The organism is Sphingomonas sp. R86521, from assembly GCF_042466235.1.
Lineage (GTDB): Bacteria > Pseudomonadota > Alphaproteobacteria > Sphingomonadales > Sphingomonadaceae > Sphingomonas.
The window spans coordinates 1377050-1393655 of record NZ_JAXHBY010000001.1 but is presented as its reverse complement, the minus strand read 5'-3'; the positions used below and the strand labels follow the sequence as shown (position 1 = coordinate 1393655).

General features: G+C 65.0%; 16 protein-coding genes. All 16 read right to left on the bottom strand.

What is annotated here, in order from left to right:
- Window position 1: 1 nt before the first annotated feature.
- On the bottom strand, window positions 2-766 hold the full coding sequence (locus tag SJY20_RS06470; RefSeq protein WP_380785792.1) for a biotin--[acetyl-CoA-carboxylase] ligase: 765 nt from the start codon (window positions 764-766) through the stop codon (window positions 2-4).
- 41 nt (window positions 767-807) lie between these two features.
- The gene (nuoN, locus tag SJY20_RS06465; RefSeq protein WP_380785791.1) at window positions 808-2253 is read right to left on the bottom strand and encodes an NADH-quinone oxidoreductase subunit NuoN; all 1446 of its coding nucleotides are present in this window, start codon (window positions 2251-2253) and stop codon (window positions 808-810) included.
- Complete coding sequence (locus SJY20_RS06460; RefSeq protein WP_380785789.1) at window positions 2253-3779, bottom strand: NADH-quinone oxidoreductase subunit M; 1527 nt, start codon at window positions 3777-3779, stop codon at window positions 2253-2255. Before SJY20_RS06460 ends, nuoN begins: the two co-directional genes overlap by 1 nt.
- Window positions 3776-5902 carry an NADH-quinone oxidoreductase subunit L gene (gene nuoL, locus SJY20_RS06455; protein WP_380785788.1) on the bottom strand — a complete coding sequence of 709 codons (2127 nt, stop codon included), beginning with the start codon at window positions 5900-5902 and terminating at the stop codon, window positions 3776-3778. The genes SJY20_RS06460 and nuoL overlap by 4 nt, the downstream gene beginning before the upstream one ends.
- Window positions 5903-5907: 5 nt before the next feature.
- The gene (gene nuoK, locus SJY20_RS06450; protein WP_380785787.1) at window positions 5908-6216 is read right to left on the bottom strand and encodes an NADH-quinone oxidoreductase subunit NuoK; all 309 of its coding nucleotides are present in this window, start codon (window positions 6214-6216) and stop codon (window positions 5908-5910) included.
- Window positions 6213-6824, bottom strand: a complete 612-nt coding sequence (locus SJY20_RS06445) for an NADH-quinone oxidoreductase subunit J (RefSeq protein ID WP_380785786.1) — start codon at window positions 6822-6824, stop codon at window positions 6213-6215. The genes nuoK and SJY20_RS06445 overlap by 4 nt, the downstream gene beginning before the upstream one ends.
- A gap of 117 nt (window positions 6825-6941) precedes the next feature.
- Window positions 6942-7427, bottom strand: a complete 486-nt coding sequence (gene nuoI, locus SJY20_RS06440) for an NADH-quinone oxidoreductase subunit NuoI (protein ID WP_031393837.1) — start codon at window positions 7425-7427, stop codon at window positions 6942-6944.
- Window positions 7424-8476, bottom strand: coding sequence for an NADH-quinone oxidoreductase subunit NuoH (nuoH, locus tag SJY20_RS06435; protein ID WP_380785784.1), 1053 nt, complete (start codon window positions 8474-8476; stop codon window positions 7424-7426). The genes nuoI and nuoH overlap by 4 nt, the downstream gene beginning before the upstream one ends.
- Window positions 8473-10467 (bottom strand): NADH-quinone oxidoreductase subunit NuoG, encoded by a 1995-nt coding sequence (nuoG, locus tag SJY20_RS06430; protein WP_380785783.1) that lies wholly within the window; start codon window positions 10465-10467, stop codon window positions 8473-8475. The genes nuoH and nuoG overlap by 4 nt, the downstream gene beginning before the upstream one ends.
- Window positions 10467-11783 carry an NADH-quinone oxidoreductase subunit NuoF gene (gene nuoF / locus SJY20_RS06425; protein WP_380785782.1) on the bottom strand — a complete coding sequence of 439 codons (1317 nt, stop codon included), beginning with the start codon at window positions 11781-11783 and terminating at the stop codon, window positions 10467-10469. The genes nuoG and nuoF overlap by 1 nt, the downstream gene beginning before the upstream one ends.
- Entirely contained in the window at window positions 11783-12451 is a 669-nt protein-coding gene (locus SJY20_RS06420; protein ID WP_380785781.1) for a complex I 24 kDa subunit family protein, read from the bottom strand. Before SJY20_RS06420 ends, nuoF begins: the two co-directional genes overlap by 1 nt.
- Window positions 12451-13665: an NADH-quinone oxidoreductase subunit D gene (locus SJY20_RS06415; RefSeq protein ID WP_380788596.1), complete on the bottom strand. Its 1215-nt coding sequence runs from the start codon at window positions 13663-13665 to the stop codon at window positions 12451-12453. Before SJY20_RS06415 ends, SJY20_RS06420 begins: the two co-directional genes overlap by 1 nt.
- Window positions 13666-13682: 17 nt before the next feature.
- Window positions 13683-14531: an NADH-quinone oxidoreductase subunit C gene (locus SJY20_RS06410; RefSeq protein ID WP_380785779.1), complete on the bottom strand. Its 849-nt coding sequence runs from the start codon at window positions 14529-14531 to the stop codon at window positions 13683-13685.
- Window positions 14528-15091, bottom strand: coding sequence for a NuoB/complex I 20 kDa subunit family protein (locus SJY20_RS06405; protein WP_380785776.1), 564 nt, complete (start codon window positions 15089-15091; stop codon window positions 14528-14530). Before SJY20_RS06405 ends, SJY20_RS06410 begins: the two co-directional genes overlap by 4 nt.
- A complete protein-coding gene (locus tag SJY20_RS06400; protein WP_380785774.1) occupies window positions 15088-15462 on the bottom strand; it encodes an NADH-quinone oxidoreductase subunit A in 375 nt (124 codons plus the stop codon). The genes SJY20_RS06405 and SJY20_RS06400 overlap by 4 nt, the downstream gene beginning before the upstream one ends.
- 312 nt (window positions 15463-15774) lie before the next feature.
- The gene (locus SJY20_RS06395) at window positions 15775-16587 is read right to left on the bottom strand and encodes an inositol monophosphatase family protein (protein WP_380785773.1); all 813 of its coding nucleotides are present in this window, start codon (window positions 16585-16587) and stop codon (window positions 15775-15777) included.
- Window positions 16588-16606 lie beyond the last annotated feature (19 nt).

Here is a 16606-nt window from a genome sequence, read left to right as displayed (position 1 = left end):
TTCAGATCAGGAAGACGTCGGCGGCGTGAATGACACGCCGTTCGCCGTCCGCCAAGCGAAGGATGAGCGCGCCGTCCGCGTCGAGCCCGTCGAACAGGCCATCATGCACGGTGCCGTCGGGCAGGCGCGCGGTCAGCGCGGTGCCGATGGGGTGCGCGCGGTCGAGCCAGCGTTGACGGATCGGGGCCAGGCCTTCGCTGCGCCAGCGGGAGAGCCAGCGGGCGAAGGTTTCGGCCAGGGTTTCGGCGAATTGGGTTGGGTCGACCGGGGTGCGGTGCGCGGCAAGACTCGTGCTGGGACGATCGGGGAGGTCCGGATGGTGCGCCAGGTTGACGCCGATGCCGACCACCACCGCGTCGTCCGCGCGTTCGAGGAGAATGCCGGAGAGCTTCGCGCCTTCGAAGAGAAGGTCGTTCGGCCATTTGAGATGCAACACCCCCCCTGCCCCACCCCGGCGGAGGCCGGGGCCCAGTTGGGATAGCGGCGGTTGGTTTGCGTTGCGCGCCGTTTCGACGGCCTTCCCACCTGGGCCCCGGCCTTCGCCGGGGTGGAGGAAGGTGGAGACGGCCTCTTCGAGCGCGACCGCCGCGAGCAACGCTAGCGTAGCAGGAGCGGGATCGGTCGGTCGCAACCTAACCACCGTGCTCCCATAGAAATTCCCGACCGGCGAGACCCACTCGCGCCCCATCCGGCCACGGCCGGACAGCTGCCGTTCCGCCCGCAACCACACACCCTCGCCGACTCCGCTACGCGCGAGCGCGAGCATGTCGGCGTTGGTCGATCCCGTCTCCGCGACGGTCCGGATGGTCAGAACAGCGCCCGTGCCGCCACCATCGTCCAGCCGCCGATCAACGGAATGGCGAAGTAGCCGAGGGGCGAGACGAAGATCGCGGCGACGGCGATGAGCCCGCCCTCGACGGGGTTGTCCATCGGCGCGAACGCAGGGGCCGGATCGTCGAAGTACATCGTCTTGACGACGCGCAGGTAGTAATACGCACCGATCACCGACGCGACATAGCCGACCACCGCGAGCGGGAAGAGCCCCGCACCTATCGCGGCGTTGAACACCGCGAACTTGCCGTAGAAGCCGAACAGCGGCGGAATGCCGGCGAGGCTGAACATGAAGATCGCCATCGCCGCCGCCAGCGCCGGGCGCGTCCGCGACATCCCCGACAGGCTGGCGATGGTCTCGATCGGCTGGCCGTCCTCACCACGCATCTGCAGCACCACCAGGAACGAGCCGAGCGTCATCGCGATGTAGATCACCAGATACATCAGCACCGACGAGACGCCCTCCTGCGTCCCCGCAGCGAGGCCGACCAGCGCGTAGCCGACATTGTTGATCGACGAATAGGCAAGCAGCCGCTTGACGTTGGTCTGGCCGATCGCGGCGACCGCACCGAGGATGATCGAGGCGAGTGCCGCGAAGATCACGATCTGGCGCCACTGGTCGGTCGCCGGGCCCATCGCCTCGACCGCGACGCGCATCGCGAGACCGAGGGCTGCGACCTTCGGCGCGGACGCGAAGAACGCGGTGACCGGGGTCGGTGCGCCCTCGTACACGTCGGGCGTCCACATGTGGAACGGCACCGCCGAGATCTTGAACGCGATACCGGCGAACACGAACACGAGGCCGAACAGCAGGCCGAGCGAACGCGGCCCTGCATAGGCCTGGGCGATACCCGAGAACATCGTGGTGCCCGAGAAGCCGTAGACCAGGCTGATGCCGTAGAGCAGGATCCCGCTGGCGAGCGCGCCGAGCACGAAATACTTCAGGCCGGCTTCGGCCGACCGCGTGTCGCGGCGCATGAAGCTTGCCAGCACGTAGGCAGCAAGGCTCTGCAGTTCGAGACCGACGTACAGCGTCAGCATGTCGCCCGCCGACACCATCATCCCCATGCCCGCCGCCGACAGCAGCAGCAGCACCGGATATTCGGGACGCAGGTCGTCGCCGTTGGTCCGCTTGAAGAAGCTCGGCGCCAGCACGATCGAAACCGCGGTGGCGATGTAGATCAGCACCTTGCAGAACGCCGCGAACGCATCGGCGCGGTAGAGCCCGCCAAAGGCGGGGCCACCCGACGAGGCCGGACCGATCAGCGCGACGCCGGCACCCGCCAGCACCGCGACCGCGGTCCACGACACCGCCTTGGTCGAGGCGCTACCACCCCAGGCCGAAACCAGCATGAGCGCGATCGCACCCAGCGAGAGCACGATCTCCGGCAAGGTCATTGCCAGATTTGCGGAATAATCCATCAGTGCGCCTCCGCGTGCGCTGCAATCGGGGCCACGTGGCCAACAGTTGGTCGGGAATCACTCATCGGCCTGGCGCTGTCGATCCGGGTCAGCAGCACGCCGACATCCTTGCGCATCGGCGCCAGGAAGCTCTCGGGGTAGACGCCCATCCACAGCACGACGGCGGCGATCGGTGCGAGCAGCCAGAATTCGCGCGCCGACAGGTCGACCATGCCGCGGACGTCGTCCGACTTGATCTCGCCGAACGCGACGCGGCGATACAGGAACAGCATGTAGCCGGCGCCGAGGATGATGCTGGTGGTGCAGAGCAGCGCGGTCCAGGTCGACACCTGATAGGTGCCCATCAGCGACAGGAACTCGGCGACGAAGCCGCTGGTCCCCGGCAGCCCGATCGACGCCATCGTGAAGAACAGGAAGAACACGGCGTATTTCGGCATGTTGATGCTGAGCCCGCCGTAGCGCGAAATCTCACGCGTGTGCAGCTGGTCGTAGATCACGCCGACGCACAGGAACAACGCACCCGATACCAAGCCGTGGCTGAGCATCATGATCATCGCGCCTTCGATGCCCTGGCGGTTGAACGCGAACAGACCGATCGTGACGATCGCCATGTGCGCGACCGACGAATAGGCGATCAGCTTCTTCATGTCCGACTGCACCAGCGCGACCAGCGAGGTGTAGATCACGGCGATTGCCGACAGGCCGAAGATCAGCCAGGTCAGCTCGCCGCTCGCGACCGGGAACATCGGCAGCAGGAAGCGCAGGAAGCCGTAGCCGCCGAGCTTCAGCAGCACGCCCGCCAGGATCACCGAGCCGGCGGTCGGCGCCTGCACGTGCGCGTCGGGCAACCAGGTGTGAACCGGCCACATCGGCATCTTGACCGCGAACGACGCGAAGAAGGCGAGCCACAGCCAGGTCTGGACCGACGCGGGGAAGTCGTACGCCATCAGCGCTGGGATGCTGGTCGTCCCCGCGGTCTTCGCCATGTAGAGCATGGCGACGAACATCAGGACCGAGCCGAGCAACGTGTACAGGAAGAACTTGTACGACGCGTAGATCCGGTTCGCACCGCCCCAGATTCCGATGATCAGGTACATCGGGATCAGGCCGGCTTCGAAGAACACGTAGAACAGGAACAGGTCCTGCGCCGCGAAGGTGCCGATCATCAGCACTTCGGTGAACAGGAATGCCGCCATGTATTCCGGCACGCGCGTGGTGATCGAACGCCAGCTGGCACCGATGCAGATCGGCATCAGGAACACGCTGAGCATGATCAGCATCAGCGCGAAGCCGTCGATCCCGAGCATCCAGCCGAACGGACCGAACACGCCCGGGTGCGCCTCGACGAACTGCCACTGCGCGCCACCGACGTCGTAGCTCGCCCACAGGACGACGCCCAGGACCAGGTCGACCAAGGTCGCCGACAACGCCATCGCGCGCGCGGTCTGTGCGTTCACGAACAGGCACGCCACGGCGGCGGTCGCAGGGACCGCGATCATCAGCGAAAGAAGGGGGAAGTCGCTCATTTATAGAGTCCGATCGCCCAGGTTACGGCTGCGGTCAGGCCGATCAGCATGACGAAGGCATAGGTGTAGAGATATCCCGTCTGGAAGCGGTTGGCGACGCGGGCCCCGACCTGCACCACCCAGGCCGAGCCGTCGGGCCCGAACCGGTTGATGGTCTGCTCGTCGCCGCGGTGCCACAGCACCCGACCGAGCGCGAACGCCGGCCGCACGAAGATCAGATCGTAGAGCTCGTCGAAATACCATTTGTGCAGCAGGAAGCGGTACAGGATCCGGAAATGCTCCGCGACCGAAGTCGGCAGGCTCGGCGACTTGATGTACGCGACCCACGCCCCGACCAGACCGAGCAGCATCGCGATCGTCGCGGACAGCTTCACCATCAGCGGGACGCCGTGCATGTGGTGCATCAGTTCCTCGCGGAACGCGATCGCACCCTTCCAGTAGCGCTCACCCGACTCCGGCTCGATGAAGTAACCGTGGAACACGAAGCCCGCGGCGATCGCGCCGATCGACAGCAGGATCAGCGGGATCAGCATCGGGAGCGGACTCTCGTGCGGATGATAGCCGCCGGTGCCGGCCGGCAGGTCGTGCTGCGCTGGGCCGTGTTCGGAGGGACGATCGCCCGCATCCTCGGCCTGCGCCGGGTTGCCGTGATGATCGTCTGCATGATGCGCGTCGTGTGCGTCATGGGCATGGTCGTCGTGGCCATGACCGTGCGCGTCGTGGAGCGCATGCTGGATGTGCTCCGACGCGGCCCAACGCGGCTTGCCCCAGAAAGTCAGGAACATCAGGCGCCACGAATAGAAGCTGGTGAGCAGCGCGACGAGCACACCGACGAACCAGGTGCCGCCTTCGCCAGCCGCCCAGCTCACTTCGATGATCGCGTCCTTCGAATGGAAGCCTGCGAAACCAAACGCGGTGTTGCCGAAGATGCCGGGAATGCCGACGCCGGTGATCGCGAGCGTACCCGCCATCATCGCCCAAAAGGTCAGCGGGATCTGTTTCCGCAGGCCGCCGTAATAGCGCATATCCTGCTCGTGGTGCATCGCATGGATCACCGAGCCGGCGCCGAGGAACAGCAGCGCCTTGAAGAACGCGTGCGTGAAGAGGTGGAACATCGCCGCGCCGTACGCGCCGACGCCCGCTGCGAAGAACATGTAGCCGAGCTGCGAACAGGTCGAATAGGCGATCACGCGCTTGATGTCGGTCTGGACCAGCGCGACCGTCGCCGCGAACAGGCAGGTGGCGGCGCCGATGCCCATCACGATGTGCAGCGCGAACGGGCTCTGTTCGAACATCGGCGACAGGCGGCAGACCATAAAGACGCCGGCCGTGACCATCGTCGCGGCGTGGATCAGCGCCGACACCGGGGTCGGACCCTCCATCGCGTCGGGCAGCCAGGTGTGCAGGCCGAGCTGCGCCGACTTGCCCATCGCGCCGACGAACAGCAGCAGGCACAGCACCGTCATCGTGTCGAAGCGGTGGCCGAGGAAGCCGAGGGTCGATCCGGCCATGCCGGGTGCGGCGGCGAGAATCTCGGGGATCGACACCGTGCCGAACACCAGGAACGTGCCGAAGATGCCGAGCATGAAGCCGAGATCGCCGACGCGGTTGACGACGAACGCCTTGATCGCGGCGGCGTTGGCGGAGGGTTTCCGGAACCAGAAGCCGATCAGCAGATAGGATGCGAGGCCCACCCCTTCCCAGCCGAAGAACATCTGCACGAGGTTGTTCGCGGTCACGAGCATCAGCATCGCGAAGGTGAACAGGCACAGATACGCGAAGAAGCGCGGCTGGTCCGGGTCCTCGCTCATATAGCCCCAGCTATAGAGGTGGACGAGCGCGGACACCGAGGTGATCACGACCAGCATCACCGCGGTCAGCGAGTCGACCCGCAGCGCCCAGGCGACGTTCATGTCGCCGGAGTGGATGAAGTCGAGCACCGGTGTGATCGATGCGGCGCTGCCACCCGACAGGAACCCGATGAACACCGGCCACGACAGCGCGGCCGAGACGAACAGCGCACCGGTGGTGACGATCTTGGCCGGCACCGCGCCAATCGCGCGATTGCCGAAGCCTGCGACGATCGATGCCAGCAGCGGCAGGAAGACGATTAGGAGGATCAACCGAGTTACCCCTTCATCCGGTTGACGTCGTCGACCGCGATGGTGCCGCGACCGCGGAAATAGATGACGAGAATGGCGAGGCCGATCGCGGCTTCACCCGCGGCGACGGTCAGCACGAACATCGCGAACACTTGGCCCACCAGATCGTGCAGATATGCCGAGAAGGCGACGAGGTTGAGGTTCACCGCGAGCAGGATGAGTTCGATCGCCATCAGGATGACGATCAGGTTCTTCCGGTTCAGGAAGATGCCGAGCACCCCCATGGTGAACAGGATCGCCGCGACGACGAGGTAATGGACGAGACCGATCGTCACAGTTCAACTCCCTGCCCGACGACCGGGCGCGTGTTGCGCGTCGCGTCCTGCGGACGGCGTGCGTTCTGGCGGCTGACGTTCTGCGCCTTGACGCCGCCACGCTGGCGGTGGGTCAGCACGATCGCACCGATCATCGCGACCAGCAGGACGAGGCCAGCGCCCTCAAACACGAACAGGTAGCGTGTGTAGAGCAGGTTGCCGATCGCCTGGATGTTGGGCACGCCCGGATCGATCGGCGCGATACGCCGCGCAAGCTGGATCGGCCCGGTGCTCCACGCCCCGACTGCGATCATCACCTCGGCGGCGAGTGCGACGGCGAGTGCGAGCCCGATGCCGAAATAGCGCGCGACCCCTGCCCGCATCTCCGTGAAGTCGATGTCGAGCATCATCACCACGAACAGGAACAGCACCGCGACCGCGCCCACATAGACGATGACCAGCAGCATCGCGATGAACTCGGCGCCGACGAGGATCATCAGCCCGGCGGCGTTGAAGAACGCCAGGATCAGCCACATCACCGAATGCACGGGATTGCGCGACGCGATCGTCATCGCTCCGGAGAGGATCACGATGATCGCGAAGAGATAGAAGGCAATGGCCTGGATCACGGTGTCACCGTCACCCCAGCGAAGGCTGGGGTCTTTCCGTTGTTGAGCGCGCGCTTGCGGCACGAGATCGCAGCCTGCGCTGGGATGACGAGGGGGTGGCGATACATGCGGCTGCGCCTACCGGTACGGCGCATCGGCGGCAAGGTTCGCCGCGATGGCGCTTTCCCAGCGATCGCCGTTATCGAGCAGTTTCGACTTGTCGTAGATCAACTCTTCGCGCGTCTCGGTCGAGAATTCGTAGTTTGGCCCCTCGACGATCGCATCGACCGGGCACGCCTCGGCACACAGACCGCAATAGATGCATTTGGTCATGTCGATGTCGTAGCGCGTCGTACGGCGGCTGCCGTCATCGCGCGGCTCGGCCTCGATCGTGATCGCCTGCGCGGGGCACACGGCCTCGCACAGCTTGCACGCGATGCAGCGTTCCTCGCCGTTCGGATAACGGCGCAGCGCATGCTCGCCGCGGAACCGCGGGCTGACCGGATTGCGCTCGTACGGGTAGTTGATCGTCGCCTTTTCCTTGAAGAAATAGCGAAGCGTCAACGCGTGCGCCTTCACGAACTCCCACAGGGTGAACGACTTGATGATCTGAGCGACGCTCATGAACCCACTCCAACGCGCGTCAGCATGAGATAGCCCGACACGAGGAAAACCCAGAACAGCGACACCGGCAGGAAGATTTTCCAACCCAGCCGCATCAGCTGGTCGTAGCGATAGCGCGGCACGGTCGCCTTCACCCAGCTGAACAGGAAGAAGAAGAACAGCATCTTGGCGAACAGCCAGATGATCCCGGGCACGTAATAGAGCGGCGCCCAGTCGACCGGCGGCAGATACCCGCCCCAGAACAGGATCGCGTTGAGCGCGCACATCAGGATGACGTTGGCGTATTCACCGAGCCAGAACAGCGCGAACGACATCGACGAATATTCGGTCTGGTACCCGGCGACGAGCTCGCTCTCCGCCTCGGTCAGATCGAACGGCGCGCGCTGCGTTTCCGCCAGGCTCGAGATGAAGAACATCACCGCCATCGGGAACAGCAGCGGGTTCAAGAAATTGCCGTTGAGGTGAAGGTAGACGTTGGTCTGCGCGAGCACGATGCCCGACAGGTTGAACGTCCCCGACCACAGCACGACCGAGATCAGGATGAAGCCGATCGCGACCTCGTAGCTGACCATCTGCGCGGCTGCACGAAGCGCCGAGTAGAACGGGTATTTCGAGTTCGACGCCCAGCCCGACAGGATGATCCCGTAGACGCCAAGCGACGACGCCGCGAGCACGTAGAGCAGCCCGACGTTTATGTCGGCGAGCACCACGCCGGTCTGGAACGGCACCACGGCCCAGACGATCAGCGCGACCGTGAAGGTGATGATCGGCGCCAGCAGGAACAGCGTCCGGTTGGCCGCTGCGGGGATGATGGTTTCCTGCAGGAACACCTTCAGGCCGTCGGCGAAGCTCTGCAACAGGCCGAACGGGCCGACCACGTTGGGCCCACGCCGCAACGCCATCGCCGCCCAGATTTTACGATCGGCGTAGATGATCATCGCGACCGCAAGCATCAGCGGCAGCGCGATCACGAGGATGCCGATGATCGTCGAGACGAACCACGCCCAGCCATATGGCAGGCCGACACTGTTCTGGAAGAAGCTGGTCATTCCGCCGCCTCCGCGAAGTCTTCGCCGTGGAGCAGTTCGGCCGAGCAGCGCTGCATCGTCGGCGATGCGCGGCAGATCGCGTTGGTCAGGTAGAAATCCTTGATCGGATAGCCGGCGAGGACGCCCTCACCCGACCCGGACAACGCAGGCGCCGCCCAGTCGAACGTCGCAAGCGCCTGATGGCGAAGCGCCGGCACCGCGGCGTACATTTCCTCGCGCAGCCCGACGAGGCTGTCGAACGGCAGCGTCTGACCGAGCACTTCGGACAGCGCCCGGAAGATCGACCAGTCGTCGCGCGCGTCGCCGGGGGCGAACACCGCGCGCTCGCCGCGTTGGACGCGGCCCTCCAGGTTGACCCACGTTCCCGACTTCTCGGCATAGGTCACGCCCGGCAGGATGACGTCGGCAGCCGCCGCACCCTTGTCGCCGTGATGGCCGACGAACACCTTGAAGCCCGCGAACTGCGAGAAGTCGACCTCGTCGGCGCCGAGGAAGAAGCCGAGCTTCGCCCCCATCACGTCGGCGATGCCGCCCTTCTGCGCATAGCCGAGCATCAGCCCGCCCATCCGCGATGCCGCCATGTGGACGACGTTGAAGCCGTTCCAGCCGTCGCGCACCAGGTTGAACGTCTGTGCGAACTGCAACGCGGCACCGTGGCCGCCCTTCAGCGCGGCACCGCCGACGATCACCATCGGGCGCTCGGCCTTGCCGAACAGCTCCGTCACTGCCTCGGGCAGGTTGCCGAGAAGCGCCAGATCATCGCCGAGCCATTCGACCTTGTAGGTCAGGTCCGTCTCCGCCCCGATCGCGAAGACCTTCGCGCCCTTCTTGATCGCCTTGCGGATGCGCGTGTTCACCAGCGGCGCTTCCCAGCGCAGGTTGGTGCCGACCAGCAGGATCGCGTCGGCGCGCTCGGTGCCGGCGATCGTCGTGTTGAAATTGACCGCGGCCATGCTCGACGTGTCGTACGCCATGCCGGTCTGGCGGCCTTCGAGCATCGTCGAACTCATCTTGGCGAGCAGCGCCTTGGCGGCGAACATCGTCTCGCAATCGACCAAGTCGCCGGCGATTGCCGCGACGCTGCTACCCGCGTCGACCGCGGCAATGGCAGCGAAGGCCTCGTCCCAGGTCGCCGGAACGAGCTTGCCGTTCACCCGGACATAAGGCTTGTCGAGACGACGACGGACGAGGCCGTCGATGGCGTGGCGCGTCTTGTCGGTCGCCCACTCCTCGTTCACGTCCTCGTTGATCCGCGGGACGCAACGCAGCACTTGGCGACCACGGCTGTCGAGCCGGATGTTGGTACCGACCGCGTCCATCACGTCGATCGTCAGCGTTTTCCGGAGCTCCCAAGGACGCGCCTCGAACGCATACGGCTTCGACGTCAGCGCACCCACCGGGCACAAATCGACTACGTTGCCGCTGAGTTCGCTCTTCACGGCGTTCTCGAGATAGGACGTGATCTGCATGTCCTCGCCGCGGAAGATCGCACCGATCTCCTCGACGCCCGAGACTTCCTCGGCAAAGCGGATGCAGCGCGTGCACTGGATGCAGCGGGTCATGACCGTCTTGACGATCGGACCCATATACTTCTCGGTGACCGCGCGCTTGTTCTCGTCATAGCGCGAATGGCCGCGGCCATAGGCGACCGACTGGTCCTGCAGATCGCACTCGCCGCCCTGATCGCAGATCGGGCAATCGAGCGGATGGTTGATGAGCAGGAATTCCATAATGCCCTCGCGGGCATTCTTCACCATCGGCGAGTTGGTGAAGATCTCCTGCTTGTCCGCCGCCGGCAGCGCGCAAGACGCCTGCGGCTTGGGCGGACCAGGCTTCACCTCGACCAGGCACATCCGGCAATTGCCGGCGATGCTGAGGCGCTCATGATAACAGAAACGCGGGATCTCCTTGCCGGCAAGCTCACACGCCTGCAGCACGGTGGCACCCTGAGGCACCTCGATCTCGACGCCATCGACTTTGACTGTTGGCATTATTCGGCCGCTTCCATCATCGGTGCCAGGTCGCCCTTGGTGGCATGCGCGCGCTTCTCGGTGATGCGGCGTTCCATCTCGGGGCGGAAATGCTTGATCAGGCCCTGGATCGGCCATGCGGCTGCGTCGCCGAGCGCGCAGATCGAGTGACCCTCGACCTGCTTGGTGACCTGCTGGAGCATGTCGATCTCGGACAGTTCGGCGTCGCCGGTGCGCATCCGCTCCATCACGCGCCACATCCAGCCGGTGCCCTCGCGGCACGGCGTGCACTGACCGCAGCTCTCATGCTTGTAGAAGTACGAGATGCGGCTGATCGCGCGGACGATGTCGGTCGACTTGTCCATGACGATGATCGCCGCGGTGCCGAGACCCGAGCCGACCGCCTTCAGGCCGTCGAAGTCCATCGCGCAGTCCATGATCTGCGCTGCGGGCACCAGCGGCACCGATGAGCCACCCGGGATCACCGCGAGCAGATTGTCCCAACCGCCACGGATACCGCCGCAATGCGTCTCGATCAGGTCGCGGAACGAGATGCTCATCTCTTCCTCGACCACGCACGGCTTGTTCACATGGCCGCTGATCTGGAACAGCTTGGTGCCGCGGTTGTTCTCGGCGCCGAAGCTGGAGAACCACGCAGCGCCACGCCGCAGGATCGTCGGCGCGACCGCGATCGATTCGACGTTGTTGACCGTCGTCGGGCAGCCATAGAGTCCAGCACCTGCCGGGAAAGGTGGCTTCAGCCGCGGCTGGCCCTTCTTGCCCTCGAGGCTCTCCAACATCGCGGTCTCTTCGCCGCAGATGTAGGCGCCTGCACCACGATGCACGAACACGTCGAAGTCGTAGCCCGACCCGCACGCATTCTTGCCGATGAAGCCGCGGTCATACGCCTCGGCGACGGCTGCGAACAGCGTCTCGGCCTCGCGGATATATTCGCCGCGGATGTAGATGTACGCGGCGCGCGCGCGCATCGCGAACCCGGCGATCAGCGCGCCTTCGATCAGCTTGTGCGGATCGTGGCGGATGATCTCGCGATCCTTGCAGCTGCCCGGCTCGGATTCATCGGCGTTGATGACGAGGAAGTTCGGCCGGTCCGGCTTCGGCTCCTTCGGCATGAACGACCATTTGGTGCCGGTCGGGAAGCCCGCCCCGCCACGGCCGCGCAGCCCCGACGCCTTCATCACGTCGATGATCGCGTCCTGCCCGAGCGCCATCAGGTCCTTGGTGTTGTCCCAATCGCCGCGCATGATCGCCGCGTCGATATTCCACGGCTGGAAACCGTAGACGTTGGTAAAGATGCGGTCCTTGTCGGCGAGCATCAGGCCCACTCCCCCCGGTAATCGTGGTTCGCGTCGACCATCGCCTTCAGCGAGGTCGGGCCGCCTTCGGGGCAGCTCGCGCGACGACCGAATTGCGGTCCCGGCGTCGGGTGCCCGCCATTGGCCAGCGCCTCGAGGATCTCGGTCGTCTTGTCGTAATCGAGGTCTTCGAAGTTATCGTCGTTGATCTGCACCATCGGCGCGTTCGCGCAGGTGCCCAGGCACTCGACTTCGGTCAGCGTGAACATGCCGTCCGGCGTCGTGCCGCCCTTGACCAGACCACGGTTCTTGCACGCGGCGAGAACGTCGTCCGACCCACGCAGCATGCACGGCGTCGTGCCGCAGACCTGAACGTGGAAACGACCGACCGGCGCCAGATTGAACATCGTGTAGAATGTCACGACCTCGTACACGCGCATGTATGGCACGCTGATCTGACGCGCGACGAACTCGATCACCGGCACCGGCAACCAGCCCTGCGTCTGCGTTTCCGCACCGACCTGGCGCTGCGCCAGATCGAGCAACGGGATCGACGCCGACTGCTCGCGACCCTTGGGATAGCGCCCGAAGATCTCGTTCGCCTTCACCTGGTTCTCGTCCGTCCACGCGAACGAACCCCAGCGTGCGCGGGTTTCTGCCTCGTCGGGTATTTTGGGGGCTTCAGCCATCAGCGGTCACATTCACCAAAAACGATATCCATCGCGCCGAGCACTGCGGTCGTATCCGCGAGCATGTGGCCCTTCATCATGAAGTGCATCGCCTGCAGATGCGAGAACGCGGTCGGGCGGATCTTGCAGCGGTAGGGCTTGTTCGAGCCATCGGCGACCAGGTACACGCCGAACTCGCCCTTGGGGCTTTCGGTCGCGACATAGACGTCGCCTGCCGGCACGTGAAAGCCCTCGGTGTAAAGCTTGAAGTGATGGATCAGCGCTTCCATCGAATGCTTCATCTCGGCGCGCTTGGGCGGCACGACCTTGCGGTCGAGGCTCGCGATCGGGCCCTCGGGCATTTCAGCCAGGCACTGCTTCATGATCCGCGCGGACTGGCGGACCTCTTCGACGCGCACCATGAACCGGTCATAGCAATCGCCGCGGGTACCGACGGGCACGTCGAAGTCCATCTTCGCGTACACGTCGTATGGCTGCGACTTGCGCAGATCCCAGGCAATCCCCGAACCGCGGATCATCGGGCCCGAAAAGCCCCATTTGATCGCGTCGTCACGGCTCACCGTCGCGATGTCGACGTTGCGCTGCTTGAAGATGCGGTTGTCGGCGACCAGCGAAATCGCGTCCTCGAACAACCGCGGCAGGCGCGTGTCGAGCCAGTCGCCGATGTCGGCTAGCAGCTTCAACGGCGCGTCCTGATGCACGCCGCCGGGACGGAAATAGTTCGAATGCATGCGCGCGCCCGACACGCGCTCGAAGAAGTTCATGCAATCCTCGCGGATCTCGAACATCCACAGGTTAGGCGTCATCGCGCCGACGTCCATGACGTGCGACCCGAGGTTGAGCATGTGGTTCGAGATGCGCGTCAGCTCGGCGAAGAACACGCGGAGATACTGCGCGCGGATCGGCACTTCGAGGTCGAGCAGCTTCTCGACCGCCAGCACCCAGCTATGCTCCATGCACAGCGGCGAGCAGTAATCGAGCCGGTCGAAATACGGCAGCGCCTGGGTGTAGGTCTTGTACTCGATCAGCTTCTCGGTGCCGCGGTGGAGCAGACCGATATGCGGATCGACCCGCTCGACGATCTCGCCGTCCAGCTCCATGACCAGCCGCAGCACGCCGTGCGCGGCCGGATGCTGCGGACCGAAGTTGATCGTGTAGTTCTGGATCGCGACGTCACCCGTGGTGGGATCGGCATCGTCCGAAACATGCAGCAGTTCGTCGACATAGTCGCTCACTGGTTCTGTCCTCCACCCTTGGTCGGGATCACGTCCGACTCAGCGGGCTTGTCCTGCTTCTGGTTGCCCGGATGCGGTTCGCCCGCGCCGCTCTGCGCGGTGCTGGTCGCATCCTTCTTGGCATAGGGCTCGCTCGGCGCGGCCGGCGCCTTGGTCGCGCTCTGCGCCGCGTCGGCCTTCTGGATCGCGGCGGCGCTCAGCGGCGTGGGTGCGCCCTTCGCCTCGGGCAGCGCAGCCTTTTCGTCGCCGGGCAGCGCGTATTGCGCGCCCTCCCACGGGCTGGTGAAATCGAAGGTGCGGAAGTCCTGCGCCAGCTGCACGGGTTCGTACACCACGCGCTTGGCTTCTTCCGAATAGCGCAGCTCGACATACCCGGTCAGCGGGAAGTCCTTGCGCTGCGGATGCCCGCTGAACCCATAGTCGGTCAGGATGCGGCGCAGGTCGGTATTGCCGCTGAACAGCACGCCGTACATGTCGTAGACTTCGCGCTCGAGCCAGCCGGCGACCGGCCAGATGCCCGTCACCGACGGTACCGGCGTGTCCTCGCCGGCCGCGACATGGACGCGGATGCGGTGGTTGCGGGTCAGCGAGAGCAGGCAATAGACCACCTCGAACCGCGGCTCGCGCTCCGGATAGTCGACGCCAGCGATCTCCATCAGCTGCTGATACGCAAGCCCCGGTGTGTCGCGCAGGACGATCATCGCGTCGTACACGGCATCGCGCTCGACATAGAGCGCAACCTCGCCGACGCGCTCGACTGCGTCGATCAGGCTGCCGCCCAACGCCGCGCGCGCCGCGTCGATGACGCCGTCGTTCGACGTATAGGCCGGTGCGGGCGCCCTCACCGTTCGATGCTCCCGGACCGCCGGATCTTACGCTGCAACTGCATGATGCCGTACAGCAGCGCCTCTGCGGTCGGCGGGCAGCCGGGGACATAGATGTCCACCGGCACCACGCGATCGCAACCGCGAACGACGCTGTAGCTGTAATGGTAATAGCCGCCGCCATTGGCGCACGACCCCATCGAGATCACGTATTTTGGCTCCGACATCTGGTCGTAGACCTTGCGCAGCGCAGGCGCCATCTTGTTGCACAGCGTGCCGGCGACGATCATCACGTCGGACTGGCGAGGGCTTGCGCGCGGTGCGGCGCCGAAGCGCTCGAGGTCGTAGCGCGGCATGTTGACGTGGATCATCTCGACCGCGCAGCATGCGAGCCCGAACGTCATCCACCACAGCGAGCCGGTACGCGCCCACTGGAACAGGTCCTCGGTCGACGTGACGAGGAATCCCTTGTCGGTCAGTTCACCGTTCAGCCCGTCGAAGAAACCCTGGCCGGGCGCGACGATCGCGCCCGGGTTGCGGTCGAGCTCGACGGGGCCGGAATGCCCTGCGTTCATGATCATTCCCAATCCAACGCGCCCTTCTTCCAGGCGTAGACGAGGCCGAGCGCCAGCTCGGCGATAAAGACCATCATCGAGATCCACGCGGTCCAGCCGAGCGTGAAGACGCTGACTGCCCAAGGATACAGGAACGCCGCTTCGAGATCGAAGATGATGAACAGGATGGCGATAAGGTAGAAGCGCACGTCGAACTGGCTGCGCGGATCCTCGAACGCGGGGAAGCCGCACTCGTATTCGCTGAGCTTTTCAGGCGTGGGCTTGTGCGAGCCGGTTAGGCGCGAAACCGCCATCGGCAGGAATACGAACGTGCTCGAAAGCGCGATCGCGACCCCCAGGAACAGCAGGATCGGAAGATATTGCGACAGGTCAACCAAGGGGCTTCTCGCATGTGCGAACGGAACGGGGCCGCTTTAGGCCGATGGGCCCGGAGGGGCAAGGCGGTGAGGCTGTGAGAATCACTCGCAACATGCGGGACAGGATATGCAATTGGGGCGGCCCGGCCCACCACATCGACCCCAGCCATCCCGCATATCGCGCCGCCTTCCCGCCCCCGCCGTCATCCTGAACTTGTTTCAGGATCCACCGTGCGGCACGCGCAGGCTTCCAAATTAGGAACCACGCTCGCGACGGTAGATGCTGAAACGAGTTCAGCATGACGGGGACTTCTCTGGCGTAGCGCCTCGCGTTTAACGCAGCGCGCCGGCGACCAGCTTGTGGAGCCGCGAGTGCAGTGAGTCGTTGGCGGCGAGGAACTCGTTGCGCTCCATCGGCTTGTCGCCGCCGCGGAAGTCGGTGACGAACCCGCCGGCTTCCTTGACCAGCAGCATGCCAGCCGCCACGTCCCACGGCTTCAGGTCCGATTCCCAGAACCCGTCGAACCGACCGGCAGCGAGCCAGGCGAGATCGAGCGCAGCGGCGCCGAGCCGGCGGATACCCGCAACCTCAGGGGCAACCGCACCGAAGATGCGGCTCCACTGCGCGAAGTCGCCGTGCCCGAGGAACGGGATGCCGGTCGCGATCAGCGATTCCGACAGGTCACGGCGCGACGACACCCGCAGCCGCTGGTCGGTAAGCCATGCGCCACGGCCCTTTTCCGCCCAGAAGCTCTCGTCGGTTAGCGGCTGGTACACCAGCGCCGTCGTGATCTCGCGCTTGCCGTTGGGCATCGGCTCCTCGACCGCGATCGAGATGCAGAAATGCGGCATGCCGTGGAGGAAGTTCGAGGTGCCATCGAGCGGATCGACGATGAACCGCGGCTTGTTCGGATCGCCGAGGATCTCGCCGCGCTCTTCCATCAGGAAGCCCCAGTCGGGACGAGCGTGGACGAGCTCCTCGTAGATCGTCTGTTCGGCGCGCTGATCGGCCTGGCTGACAAAGTCGGCCGGACCCTTGCGGCTGACTTGGAGCTGCTGGACCTCGTTGAAATCGCGACGCAGGCGGGGGGCCGCCTTGCGTGCCGCGCGTTCGATGACGGTCATGATGCCGGAATGGGATGCCATGTTAGTCTAACTCCCCCCT